13 protein-coding genes and 3 pseudogenes are annotated in these 11,421 nt (G+C 45.9%); 6 read left to right on the top strand and 10 right to left on the bottom strand.

The window, feature by feature from the left end; translation table 11 throughout:
- Positions 1–121 precede the first annotated feature (121 nt).
- Positions 122–379, bottom strand: a complete 258-nt coding sequence (locus DW862_RS20110; RefSeq protein WP_005648607.1) for a hypothetical protein — start codon at positions 377–379, stop codon at positions 122–124.
- Positions 380–383: 4 nt separating this feature from the next.
- Positions 384–1,143, bottom strand: a pseudogene (locus DW862_RS20105) (ParA family protein).
- Between the two features lie 286 nt (positions 1,144–1,429).
- Between DW862_RS20105 and DW862_RS20100 the strand changes: the two are divergent.
- From DW862_RS20100 to DW862_RS20090, 3 genes are all read left to right on the top strand, one after another.
- Entirely contained in the window at positions 1,430–1,759 is a 330-nt protein-coding gene (locus DW862_RS20100; RefSeq protein WP_007564632.1) for a hypothetical protein, read from the top strand.
- Between the two features lie 3 nt (positions 1,760–1,762).
- The gene (locus DW862_RS20095; protein WP_007564633.1) at positions 1,763–2,599 is read left to right on the top strand and encodes a virulence RhuM family protein; all 837 of its coding nucleotides are present in this window, start codon (positions 1,763–1,765) and stop codon (positions 2,597–2,599) included.
- 241 nt (positions 2,600–2,840) lie between these two features.
- On the top strand, positions 2,841–3,479 hold the full coding sequence (locus tag DW862_RS20090; protein ID WP_007564634.1) for a recombinase family protein: 639 nt from the start codon (positions 2,841–2,843) through the stop codon (positions 3,477–3,479).
- A 274-nt stretch (positions 3,480–3,753) separates the two neighbouring features.
- On the opposite strand, the pseudogene DW862_RS20085 reads toward DW862_RS20090, so the two are convergent.
- The 4 genes and pseudogenes from DW862_RS20085 to DW862_RS20070 form a co-directional block, all read right to left on the bottom strand.
- Positions 3,754–4,245 (bottom strand): annotated as a pseudogene (locus DW862_RS20085) (sensor histidine kinase); the annotation flags it as partial.
- The gene (locus DW862_RS20080; RefSeq protein WP_004329298.1) at positions 4,246–5,121 is read right to left on the bottom strand and encodes a radical SAM mobile pair protein B; all 876 of its coding nucleotides are present in this window, start codon (positions 5,119–5,121) and stop codon (positions 4,246–4,248) included. It abuts the pseudogene before it with no gap.
- Positions 5,118–5,786: a radical SAM mobile pair protein A gene (locus tag DW862_RS20075; protein ID WP_004329299.1), complete on the bottom strand. Its 669-nt coding sequence runs from the start codon at positions 5,784–5,786 to the stop codon at positions 5,118–5,120. The genes DW862_RS20080 and DW862_RS20075 overlap by 4 nt, the downstream gene beginning before the upstream one ends.
- Positions 5,783–6,559 carry an MBL fold metallo-hydrolase gene (locus tag DW862_RS20070; RefSeq protein ID WP_004329300.1) on the bottom strand — a complete coding sequence of 259 codons (777 nt, stop codon included), beginning with the start codon at positions 6,557–6,559 and terminating at the stop codon, positions 5,783–5,785. The genes DW862_RS20075 and DW862_RS20070 overlap by 4 nt, the downstream gene beginning before the upstream one ends.
- Before the next feature lie 130 nt (positions 6,560–6,689).
- Between DW862_RS20070 and DW862_RS20065 the strand changes: the two genes are divergently transcribed.
- Entirely contained in the window at positions 6,690–7,589 is a 900-nt protein-coding gene (locus DW862_RS20065; RefSeq protein WP_004329302.1) for an AraC family transcriptional regulator, read from the top strand.
- Positions 7,590–7,636: 47 nt separating this feature from the next.
- On the opposite strand, the gene DW862_RS25715 is transcribed toward DW862_RS20065, so the two are convergent.
- A complete protein-coding gene (locus tag DW862_RS25715) occupies positions 7,637–7,825 on the bottom strand; it encodes a hypothetical protein (protein WP_005775886.1) in 189 nt (62 codons plus the stop codon).
- A gap of 23 nt (positions 7,826–7,848) precedes the next feature.
- Here DW862_RS25715 and DW862_RS20060 point away from each other — a divergent pair, with 23 nt between their 5' ends.
- On the top strand, positions 7,849–8,508 hold the full coding sequence (locus tag DW862_RS20060; RefSeq protein WP_004329304.1) for an AraC family transcriptional regulator: 660 nt from the start codon (positions 7,849–7,851) through the stop codon (positions 8,506–8,508).
- 21 nt (positions 8,509–8,529) lie between these two features.
- Here the strand turns inward: DW862_RS20060 and DW862_RS20055 are convergent, their stop codons facing one another.
- The 3 genes and pseudogenes from DW862_RS20055 to DW862_RS20040 all read right to left on the bottom strand — a co-directional run.
- Entirely contained in the window at positions 8,530–9,477 is a 948-nt protein-coding gene (locus DW862_RS20055) for a relaxase/mobilization nuclease domain-containing protein (protein WP_005868790.1), read from the bottom strand.
- A complete protein-coding gene (locus tag DW862_RS20050) occupies positions 9,474–9,866 on the bottom strand; it encodes a MobC family plasmid mobilization relaxosome protein (protein WP_005868789.1) in 393 nt (130 codons plus the stop codon). Before DW862_RS20050 ends, DW862_RS20055 begins: the two co-directional genes overlap by 4 nt.
- A 114-nt stretch (positions 9,867–9,980) precedes the next feature.
- Positions 9,981–11,240 (bottom strand): annotated as a pseudogene (locus DW862_RS20040) (IS1380 family transposase); the annotation flags it as partial.
- Between DW862_RS20040 and DW862_RS20035 the strand changes: the two are divergent.
- Positions 11,222–11,395: a hypothetical protein gene (locus DW862_RS20035; protein ID WP_224201638.1), complete on the top strand. Its 174-nt coding sequence runs from the start codon at positions 11,222–11,224 to the stop codon at positions 11,393–11,395. The pseudogene DW862_RS20040 and the gene DW862_RS20035 sit on opposite strands and share 19 nt — an antisense overlap.
- Positions 11,396–11,421: the final 26 nt, after the last annotated feature.

Here is an 11,421-nt window from a genome sequence, read left to right as displayed (position 1 = left end):
GTTCTTTATAGGGAATCGCATTTTCAATATACTTTTTGATGTGTAGGGGTGCTTTTTGCGTACCTTTTTCCTGGAGAATTTCTTTTGTGGAGTGTTTGCCCTGTATATTCCCGATACGCTGTTATAGCAGGGAACTGTTTTTATCCAAGTAGTCAGATATAGCCTCTTGCAATACCGATTTTAGCGAATCGCCTTTGCGGATCGCGATCAGCTTTAAGTTCTGGTGATAGGTTTCGTCCATGACAAAATTACAATGCACGGTTTTCGCTTTCTTCGGCTTTTGAGCCTCTTTTTGCCCGGCCGTGGATTGGATCAGGCTGTCTAATCCCCCGGTCAGCCCGGCCGACATACTGTTTTTTAAATCGTTCTTCTTTGCCATATGGTTACTTTATTTCTGTTAGCAGTTCGTTACATACCTTTTCGTAGTCCTCTGCCCCGGCAGATTTGGGGGCATAGTGAAAAATATCCTGCCCTTGTGTCGGGGCTTCGGCCAGCGTAATGGCGTTGCGTATATGGGTGCTGAACACTTTGCCCTGGAATGTTTCCTGTACCAGTTCCGAAACGCTCTTGTTCAGGTTCTTTCTTCCGTCGTACTGGGTTATCAGAACCCCGGCTATCGAAAGATCCGAGTTCAAACGTTGCTGCACCTTGTGGACGACCTGCATAAGTTTGGCCATTCCACGCATTGCCAGGAATTGAGCCTGAACCGGGATAATCAACCGATCCGAGGCCGTCAGTGCGTTAAGCGTGAGCAGCGACAGCGAGGGGGGGGCAGTCGATCAGGATATAATCGAATTTTTCCTTTTGGCCCTTGATAAGGTGGGCTAAGATAAGTTCCCGCCCGGCCTCGTTGATTAACTCCGTTTCAACGGCCGAGAGATCCAGGCAGGAGGGAACGACGCTAAGACCGCCCTTATGCTCGTAGATCGGCAGGTCGTATTCGCCTTTCATCGCACCGTAGATCGTTTGGGGAAGCTCCGCGGAGAAGCCCAGCGATTCGGTCAGGTTGGCTTGTCCGTCAAGGTCGATCAAAAGAACCTTGTACCCTTTTTGACGTAACGCGCCGCCCAGGTTGATCGTGGTTGTAGTCTTTCCTACTCCCCCTTTGTGATTCAATACGGAGATTACTTTTGCTTTGCTCATAAATTCAGTTTTTTAAATGGTTGTCATGTCCGCAAATATAGTCAAAAACTAATATACTAAAATACTAAAAGTAGTATTTTTCGTTTTTTGCGTGTTTTTTGTGCCGATCGGGGAAGCGTACCGAAATAAATCCGGTTTCCACCTTTCGGTACGTTTTGTTTCTGTACCGGAATTAATCAAAGATTAGAATAACCATAAATGTTTTTATACGTTAATCATACGTATGTATATATGTATATATTTGTTTTTGAGTATCTTTGTGTGCTATAAATAAAAAATAAAAGACATGAGCACTTATTCGTATAAAAATCCGAAGTTTATAAATTCCCCTAAAGGGATGGTTGAAGTTGTAGAAGTGATTTATGACGGCAAAGATGATCCGGCCTATTCACTGGCTATTATTAAATGGGAAAATACCTATAAATTAGGTATTCGTTGGAACATCGCTTATAGTGAATGGGACGATTACCGCAAACAGAACGGGCAAGATGAATGTATAGGTAATCCACAGTCGAGAGGTATTCCCACCTGGTTTGTTTTGCCCGATGATATGATGTTTAGTGAGAAGTTCAGCGGTGCGATGCAGAGGCTTGATGAATTAAGAAAAGGTAAATAAGTAATGGAACAGGGAGAAATCATATTATACCAGCCGGATGAAGCGGTCAAGTTGGAAGTGAGGCTGGAAGATGAAACCGTTTGGCTGACACAGGCGCAAATTGTGGATCTTTTTCAATCCAGCAAAGCAAATATAAGCGAGCATATAAAAAACATATATGATCAGAAAGAATTAGAGGAAAGTTCAACTGTTCGGGATTTCCGAACAGTTCGACAGGAAGGCAAACGGCAAGTGATGCGCAATCTGACTTATTACAATTTGGATGCGATCATATCCATTGGGTTTCGTGTCAATAGTAAAAGAGGTATTTTATTTAGGCAATGGGCGAATAAGGTTTTAAAGGACTATCTTTTAAAAGGGTATTCCATTAATAAACGTTTGTCAGAACTTGAAAGGACTGTCGCTCAACATACCGAGAAGATAGATTTTTTTGTGCGTACTGCCTTGCCCCCGGTCGAAGGCATTTTTTATAACGGCCAGATTTTCGATGCGTACAAGTTCGCTACCGATCTGGTAAAGTCGGCCAGGCGTTCGATCGTGCTTATCGACAACTATGTGGACGAAACGGTCTTGCTCATGTTGAGTAAACGCAGCGTCGGTGTCTCGGCCACCATTTACACCCAGCGTATCACGCAGCAACTCCAACTTGATCTTGACAGGCATAACAGCCAGTACCCACCTATCGACATCAGGACGTACCGGGACAGTCACGACCGTTTCCTGATCGTTGATGAAACGGACGTGTACCATATCGGAGCCTCGTTAAAGGATCTGGGGAAAAAGATGTTCGCTTTCTCAAAGCTGGATATTCCGGCGGCTGTGATTACTGACCTGTTATAATATCCTTTGTCTTATGAATGGGCTGTCGCAAAAGAAAAACCCGTTCTTGATGAACGGGTATATCCTTGACTTGGTTACGTGTTTTGATAACAGAGGCTTTACCAAGCATTACAATGCAAAGATAGTAATTATAGGTTAATTAGCGAATTTCTTTTTTGGATAGATCCGGAAATAATGCCTCCTTGAAAGAGGTGGATAAGGTGATTAAAACAATAGATAAGGAAGAACAAAAGCAAAAGGGATGAATGTGGTTATTTATTCACGTGTAAGCTCGCAGTCGGCCAGGCAATCGACCGAACGGCAGGTTGTCGATCTGGAGAGGTTCGCAGCCGGACGGGGGTACGAGGTGACGGCGGTCTTTGAGGAAAAGATAAGCGGACGAAAGGCCAATATCGAACGCCCGGTTTTAAGCCGTTGCCTGGAATACTGCACAGATCCGCAGAACCGGGTGGATATGTTGTTGCTGACCGAGATCTCACGCCTGGGGCGTTCAACCCTGGAGATCCTAAAGTCACTCGATACGCTGCACACGCATAAAATATGCGTGTATATTCAAAACCTGAACCTGGAAACGTTACGGCCGGACAAGACGGTAAACCCCTTGTCCTCTCTGATCACTACCCTGTTGGGGGAACTGGCCGCGATCGAACGCCAGGGGATCATCGACCGCCTTAATAGCGGACGGGAGTTGTACATCCAGAAAGGGGGCAGGCTGGGACGGAAGCCGGGAAGCCGGAAAACGGCCGAACAGAGGAAAGAGGAATACCGGGAGGCGATCGCCTTGTTAAAGAAAGGCTACTCGATCCGGAACGTGGCGAAGCTCACGGGAAAGGCCGTTTCGACGATACAACAAGTAAAAAAAGACTTCATTAGTAGCTGATTATCGGAACAAATATTGTATTTTTGCAACAAATACGAGTAAATGCACATAATTAAAAACGAGTATTTACACGTGTCTAAAAACGAGTATTTGCACGAAAATAATCAGAATCTAAATAAAAACGGTTATGGCAACAATGGCGGAGAAAATGGCGGCTTCACTGGAGGAATTAAGAAAGCTCCAGGAGAAAGACCGCTGTGTCGTCCTGCAAGGGACGGCCGAGATAGGGAGGACGCATTTAACCCGGCTGTTGGATAACGGCTGGTTGCAGGAAGCCTAATCCGAAGCCGTCTTTTGCGGCGGCATTTGAAAGACGTTCAAATGCACCGAATACTCGTTGTTGCTCATCTTCGGTCATGCCCGTACCGGTATCTTCAACGATAAGTTTCAGCAAACCGTTATCATAATCCGCTGCCAATGATACACTACCGTTATCCGTGAACTTGATGGCGTTTGACAACAAGTTGTTGCCGATTTGCAGGATACGTTCCTTGTCGGTCAAAACCACCGCATCGGTGTGGCTCTCCACTATCAAAGTCAGCCCCTTGTTCATGGCAATGGGCATGAACTCCGTTTCAAGAATATGCGTGATTGCGGAAATCCTGCAAGGGGAAAGGTTGGGTTGCTCCTTGCCGTTGTCCAGACGGAAGAAATCCAGCAGCGTGTTGAGCATCTCCCGCATACGCTCGGAAGATTGCCGGATATTATCCACATACATGGTGCTTTTATCCGCGCTACAACTTTTCTGCATCAGTCCGGCATAGCCTCATTTTGTCAATCGTATTTTTTCGTGGTAGAAGTAGTTTACGATGACAGGTTTGCCTTTTTCCGAGCGTCCGTATGGCAGATCGTTTATACGATACGGGAAGCCCTGCTCCTTGGCGTAATTTGAAATGTCCTGCTCCAATGCCTGCCAGTATTCAAGCCTTTTTTTATTGTAAATTTCCTCGTAAAGCGGTATGAGGTCAGGATACTTCTCACGGATATACGTCATTATCCCGCCTTTGAACTGCCCGCGTAAATTCAGGTTTTCAAGCCAGATTAAATCAGCATAATCTTTTACCTCCTCTATTATTGCCTTTACGTCTGTTATTCTGGGGAATATGGGCGAGACGAAGCATACGGTGCGGATACCTGCCTCGTATGTCTGACGCATCGCTTTCAGACGGCGTTCAATGCTTACGGCGTTGTCCATATCTGCGCAGAACTGCTCGTCGAGCGTATTGACAGACCATGACACAGTCACTTTGGGAAAACTCTTCAACAGGTCGAGATCGCGAAGGACAAGATCGGACTTTGTGCATATCATAATCTCGGCATCGCTTCCTCGCAGCTCTTCGAGCAGCCTTCGGGTACGGTGGAATTCTTCTTCATACGGATTGTAACCGTCCGTCACAGACCCTATTACAACACGTTCACCGTCGTATTTATGAGGATTCGTTATCGGCTTCCAGTTTTTTACATCTAAAAACGTACCCCACGGCTCGGTGTGCCCGGTGAACCGTTTCATGAACGATGCGTAGCAATACCTGCAGGCGTGGGGACACCCTACATAAGGGTTGACCGAATATCCTCCCACCGGCAGAGAGGATTTGGTCATTACACTCTTTACATCTATTTCCTTTATTGTATCCATATTCATTGTATTCGTCTGGTAAATTGTTCCGGCAATTCCTGAATCATTCTTTCGTCGCCCATAATCGGCAGCAAATCCTCTTTCATGAACACCGGTATGCCATGAGCCTTTGCCTGTTCTGCAATGCTAAGCACCCATTCGGGGCGCGAATATGACTTTCCTTTTCGGTTTCCGGTCTCTGTGCCTATGACAATCCAGTCAATTCCCTCGAAATCAATCTCGCCGATATCATCGAAGAGAGGTTCAAACGTGACATGGTAGTGTCGTGCTTTGATATTCTTTTTCAAATCATCAATCCTCCTTTTCTCGGAACTGCGCGTAACGGTCACGCCCATCCATACGTTCTCGTCGTCAGAGGAGAAACTGATTTTGTCAGGGCGCTTCGTCAGAAAGATATAGGCGTGCTGGGGATTGCTGCTGATCCGCTCGAAAATTTCTGCGTTCCATTCAGGCTTCCAATCGGAGAAATCGCTCATTCCTGTCATGAGCCACACATGAGGACGGGACGTATCGATGATGCGCAGTTTTCGTTCCATGTATTCAGGCACGGAAAAGTCGTCGGTAATGTGGAAACGGCGGCAGTTGTTACGGGCATAGCAGTAAGGGCATCCTATAGTGCACCCTACCACTATGTTCATGTTTTTTATCAGGGATTTAATGCAGACACTCATAACACAACTGTTTCTCCGTCCTCCGGGATAATCAGCCGGCTCATGTCGGCTTCGTGATGCGTTGCCTCATTGCGCAGAATTGCACGGGTGGTCTGGCAATGGTCGATGGCATCCATGTGTACGGCTATCAGCTTGATATGCGAAGGCAATTCGTCAAGTATCTGCATCACTTCGTTCTCGTCGGGGATGATAGGACCGTCCGTTTTGGAAAATTCGGGAAAGATTGCACCTCCGGAGTTTACCACGATATAGTCAGGATTGAACCGTTCCACGGTGTCTCGGATACATGCTTCCCATCGGCAGTCACCCATTATATAAACGGTCGGGAAGCCCTCGGCTTTTAGCACATAACCTGATACAGGTCCCATCATCTGCCCGATCTGCCCGAAACCATGATGTCCGGTCGTGCGGTAAATGGATATGCCGTCTATTGTTTTTATTTCTTCGATGGGTATCACATTTGTAAATCCGTCGTTTCTGATGGCGTCCGCGTCCTGGGGCTGAACGTAGAAAGGAATTTCTTTGGGCAAATGTGTGGGGACACTCGGCTCGTAATGGTCGATGTGATTGTGGGTCAGGAGCACCATGTCCACGCCTCCGATAATATCCTGAATAGGAATGGTGAGGTGTACCCTCGGTGTTTTATTCACACCGAGGGCCGATATCAAAGTGCCTTTGTCGGCTAAAACGGGGTCAATTAGCATGGTGTGTCCCGCATACCTGATTTTCAAGGTGGCATTGCGCACCAATTGTACTGTAGATGTCTTTTTCATGACTATATGTCTTGTTATTGATTACGGGTGCAAAGTTCGGAAGAATCCGGCGAAACATCTATGCCTGAAAAAACGGTAATTATGCCATTTTGATAAATGAAATTATTATCTTTGCAAAAACGACAAGGATATGGACGAGATAATCAACCCTGATCGACTGGTCAGCGTACCGTTCAACAAGACACGCTGCGGCGTGGATTTTTACATCAATACTGCCATAAACAAGGACATCGGACTTGTGCTGACAGAAAACAAGCGGTTTAAGACAGACTTCTTCAGCTTCTACTTTTTCCGTAAGGCAAACGGATATTTGCTACTGAACTTCCGCAAGATTGAACTGCGCGACGGCATGGTTCTCCTGCTTTCACCCCATCAGCAACAAGAGTGGCATGTAGATGAGACGGCGTTGGATTACACGTTCCTTATATTCCGCGAAGATTTCATGCGTACTTTTATCGCCGACAAGTTCTTCGTTTTTCGCCTTTTGTATTGTTACCAGACAGATACGCCGCCTTACATCAATGCCACACATGACGAAATGAAGGAATATATGCGGCTGCTCGGAAAGATTAAGTATGAGCTGATGAATCCAGTGTCCGATACGTACAATATCATTGTTTCCTTACTATATTATCTTTTGCTGATTATCAATCGTACATACGCTGCCGCCTATTGCTTGCCCGCTGAAATTGCTAAAAACAATTTCGCTTTTCGGTTCAAGGACTTGTTGGAACAGAATATCCGCACCCACCAGCGGGTGCAGGAATATGCAGACATGCTTCATGTCAGTCGCATCACACTCAATAACTCAGTAAAAGCCCAATTCGGAGTATCAGCTACCCATTTGATAAAACAACGTCTGCTTGAGGAACTGAAGAACGAATTGCTATTCTCCAACCGCACTGTCAGTGAAATGGCGGATGATTTCAATTTCTCTGATCCGAGCCATCTCATGCGCTTCTTCAAACAGCAAACAGGCAAAACATTTACTCAGTACATGACGGATTACAATAAAGGCATATACGAATAACTTCTTAATATAGTCGATAGCGGCTATCGAAATATGGTTGTTGATGTTCAGGCGTTTTTGTACTGCATGAACCATTTTACGATTTCTGGATCTTCGTGCGAGCCGAGTAAGAAAGGCTTGTCGGTATCCAGCGTCTTTATCCGTGCCATGTCGTCGGCCGACAGGGTGAAGTCTAATATGTCGAGATTCTGCTTCATGCGTTCCGGTTTCACAGACTTAGGAATAATTATGCACACTGATATTTATCGCGCCCGGACAGGTGTTCGGTGCGGAAGATGACGGCATGCAGTTCCAACCAGATGGCTACCTGCTTATGTTCCATCCCGACCTGCTGCGGAATACACCTCTCGGGCGGATAATGCGTGAATATTCGTTCTTTTCCTACGAGACAAACGAGGCATTGCACCTTAGTGTGGAAGAACGGCAAATCATCATGGATTGCTTCCACAAGATTCAATATGAATTGAACCATCCGATACACCGTCACAGCAAGAACCTCATCACAGACAGCATCAAGACGTTCCTTGATTACTGCACACGTTTCTATGACCGTCAGTTCATCACACGCGACAACCAAAACCGAGACATCCTCGCAAGATTTGAGCGGTTGCTTGACGAATACTTCCATGATGGGGCTGCTAAACGGATAGGCTTGCCCACTGTACAGTATTGTGCAGACAAGCTCTGCCTCTCGCCCAACTATTTCAGTGATTTATTGAAAAAAGAAACAGGTTCAACCGCCCTGCATTTCATTCATGACAAGTCTATTGAAATAGCCAAGACGGAACTTGCATCTACAGACGACACCGTTAATGAAATCGCCTATAATCTCGGTTTTCAGTACCCGCAACATTTTACCCGACTGTTCAAGAAAGAGGTAGGTTACACTCCGAATGAATATAGAGCGCAAGTGTCGTGAGAATTGGATTAGTACAGAATATTAGAACCCAACACCTCTCTTGCGCTTAACTTTCTTCCTTCTGCGAAGTATATCCACCATTTCCTGATTGGCTTCCGCATCAGCAGTGTTATAAGATGAGCCACTGCTTTTTAGCAATCCCCAAGAGCCGTTGAACAACTCGCTTTGTGCCGTGCCGGACGGTGCGCTTGGTGTAGCCGTTTCATATATTCCGGCTGTTATTCCCATACGTTCCCTGCATCTGTTGTGCTGCAAAGCCGCGTCAATCTTGGAATAACTGAAACGCCTGTCCACTTTGGAGCCGTTGAAATGGTAGCCATTCATGGAGAATACAACACCCTGCACCTCGCTGGTCTGCCCCTTATGCTTGAAATGTACTTCCACTCCCTGCCGTTTCAGGTTGGCGATAAGCACGTTCCAGTTGCCGCATCTGCCGACTTCCATTTTGATGATGTCGTAAAGCGCATATTTCGTCCTGTCTGGCTCTTTCAGGCGGTTGCGTTTGACATTGTCCTTTCCGCCAGCCATATGCAAGCCGTATTTCAAGGTCAATTCCTTGCAGATGCGGGTACTGCGCAGACGCTCGTGCCTGTCCGATATGGTATTGCCGTTGTTGTCTATGCGGTTGAAAGCAATATGCACGTGCGGATGCTCCTTGTCGAAATGCTGGGCGATGAAGAACTGCGTATTCTTGATTCCCATCCGTTCCATATATTCAAGCGCGATGCCTGCCATGATACGGTTCGTCAGCCGTAACTCATCCTCTTTGGAAAAACTCAACGCGATATGTCCGACAGGTTTTGTCACCTTATCGTTCATCCGTGACTGGGCATTGAAACTCATGGCGATAGTTTCCAGATTTTCCATAAACAAGCCTTCGCTTGCTACTATCTGCGTATCCTTCTTCTTGTCGATGATGTAATCCACCGCACCCTTGAAGTCGCTTCCTTTTACGATTTTCGCCATCATATCCCTATCTTGGTTATAAGTTCATGAATCCTTGCCACTGCCACCTTGCAGTCCCACCGTTCATCGTGGAAGCCTCCGGCGTTTGCCTTACGCGCAAGCTGGTTGAGATTGTTAGCCATGCCGCAGAGTTGGCGGATGTATCCGGCATGTTCCTCCGACAGCCGTTCTTTCACATGACCGTTACGGAAACATTCCCTCATGTACTCGCTTGGTGATACGCCCGCCTCATGCGATCGTGTCAGCAGGCGGAAGTAGTCGGCTGCCGTCATTTTCACTGCGATACGGTATTTCAGTTTCTCGGTTGCTGTTAATTCTTTGTATTTTCTTACCTGCCTCAAATCCGCAACTAAGCCCTTCAACGTCCTTCTTGCGTGTACACGTCCTCTCATTACTGAATTATCAGATAAATTGAGGCAGAAACACCCACTTCTGCCTACAACATCCCCTTACCCCACAATGCGACTTGAGACAATACGCAGTATCATACCCATAAGTTGTAGGCGTTATCCAAAATCAGTCTGAAAAATATCTGCGTAAGCATTGTTACAGGTATAGATATTCAGCACATACCGCCTTGATGTCCTGATCCACTTGGCTGGTACAGAGATAAACCTGAAGACAAACGCTTTTATGCGACTTGTTGCATTGAGTCCGAACCTCTTTACGTCAAGTCTTTGGATAATGGCCTTGTAGAAGTTACGGATAAGTGCTGTAAGAAGAAGGAACACAGTGTTCTCGGCCATGAAGGATTTGGGCAATCTGTCCCACCCGAAACCATTGTTCATATCATCAAAGATACGTTCCTTTCCTCCACGAAGGTTATAGAACTCGACAATTTCTCTTACGGAAGATTCATAGTCGTTAGTCAGGATACAACGGTATGTGTATTCTCCTTCCCAAAGATCCAGCACACCGTCCATCCGTTTCTGTCTTTGAATCACAAGTCGGTATGCTTTACCCTTCCACTTCTCAACAAGGATAGAGTTCAATTCAAACTCAATGCCATTGATTTCCTCAGTCTTCCAGCCTCTGAGAGCAAATATGTCATTGTAGAGCGAACTGCAGCGGTTAGTGCGGATATAGAAGGACTTGCAGTGTTTCTCTATTTCCTCCACGATTTCCTCGGAACATGATCCGCAATCAGCTCTGAAACGATTGATAGTGAGCCTGTTCTGTTCAAATCTCTCAAAGAACCTCTTCAGCGTGTCCTTCTGATGAAAACGAAGGTTTTCGTTAAGCCAGATGAGCAGAGCTAAGTTTACTTAAGCTCTGCCATGGCGAGAAAACGTGCCATGAAATGGAACTTTTGTGTTACCATCGCTATTCTCAATGCCAACAATCAAGTCACCAATAACCGCCACGCCAGGGCGATAACCAGAGAACTTCTTGTATGTAGGCTTTGCATCATACTTCTCACCCTCTTTCAGTTGGTCAGATGCAAACATACAATTGAGCAGTAAAGTATTGAGAGTGTCAGCCGTGTTGAAATCGTAGTTCTTACCCGTATCTGATGTGTATGAGATGTTTTCTTGCGTCAGTTCCTTTATCGCTCTGAGGATAGTATCAGAACTACAAGTATGAAGTGTCGGATGAAGCGAGAGATGGTTCATCAAATGAGTAGTGACATCCTCAATACATGAGCCACCACAGAAGTAGATACTCATGAGAGAACGGATGATTTCGCTGTACTGATAACCTAACGATCTACACCTTAGACCGAGGGTTGAGTCGATTACAGATGACAATGTGGAGTCAAATTGCTCATCAGGTAGGGCGGAAGGATTTCGAGGAATTTGGACGACGCATAGGGTTGGGCAATAAATTGATAAAGCGTGAGCTTGATGAGTTTGTCAAAGAGAAACCATTGGTGCAAGTATTGATAGACCGTTCCTTTTTATCGGAAGAACTGAAAAAGTAATATAGGATGTCTATGGGGTACAGGTG

It is taken from the genome of Bacteroides sp. AM37-9 (assembly GCF_003603455.1).
Classification (GTDB): domain Bacteria; phylum Bacteroidota; class Bacteroidia; order Bacteroidales; family Bacteroidaceae; genus Bacteroides; species Bacteroides xylanisolvens.
Note: the sequence above shows the minus strand (reverse complement) of the source record. Positions and strands in the feature narration are given on the sequence as shown.

Bases quoted from the DNA above. Each gene is read 5' to 3' on its own strand.
- DW862_RS20110 (WP_005648607.1), bottom strand. From the start codon at position 379: ATGGCAAAGAAGAACGATTTAAAAAACAGTATGTCGGCCGGGCTGACC.
- DW862_RS20100 (WP_007564632.1), top strand. From the start codon at position 1,430: ATGAGCACTTATTCGTATAAAAATCCGAAGTTTATAAATTCCCCTAAA.
- DW862_RS20095 (WP_007564633.1), top strand. From the start codon at position 1,763: ATGGAACAGGGAGAAATCATATTATACCAGCCGGATGAAGCGGTCAAG.
- DW862_RS20090 (WP_007564634.1), top strand. From the start codon at position 2,841: ATGAATGTGGTTATTTATTCACGTGTAAGCTCGCAGTCGGCCAGGCAA.
- DW862_RS20080 (WP_004329298.1), bottom strand. From the start codon at position 5,121: ATGAATATGGATACAATAAAGGAAATAGATGTAAAGAGTGTAATGACC.
- DW862_RS20075 (WP_004329299.1), bottom strand. From the start codon at position 5,786: ATGAGTGTCTGCATTAAATCCCTGATAAAAAACATGAACATAGTGGTA.
- DW862_RS20070 (WP_004329300.1), bottom strand. From the start codon at position 6,559: ATGAAAAAGACATCTACAGTACAATTGGTGCGCAATGCCACCTTGAAA.
- DW862_RS20065 (WP_004329302.1), top strand. From the start codon at position 6,690: ATGGACGAGATAATCAACCCTGATCGACTGGTCAGCGTACCGTTCAAC.
- DW862_RS20055 (WP_005868790.1), bottom strand. From the start codon at position 9,477: ATGATGGCGAAAATCGTAAAAGGAAGCGACTTCAAGGGTGCGGTGGAT.
- DW862_RS20050 (WP_005868789.1), bottom strand. From the start codon at position 9,866: ATGAGAGGACGTGTACACGCAAGAAGGACGTTGAAGGGCTTAGTTGCG.
- DW862_RS20035 (WP_224201638.1), top strand. From the start codon at position 11,222: ATGTGGAGTCAAATTGCTCATCAGGTAGGGCGGAAGGATTTCGAGGAA.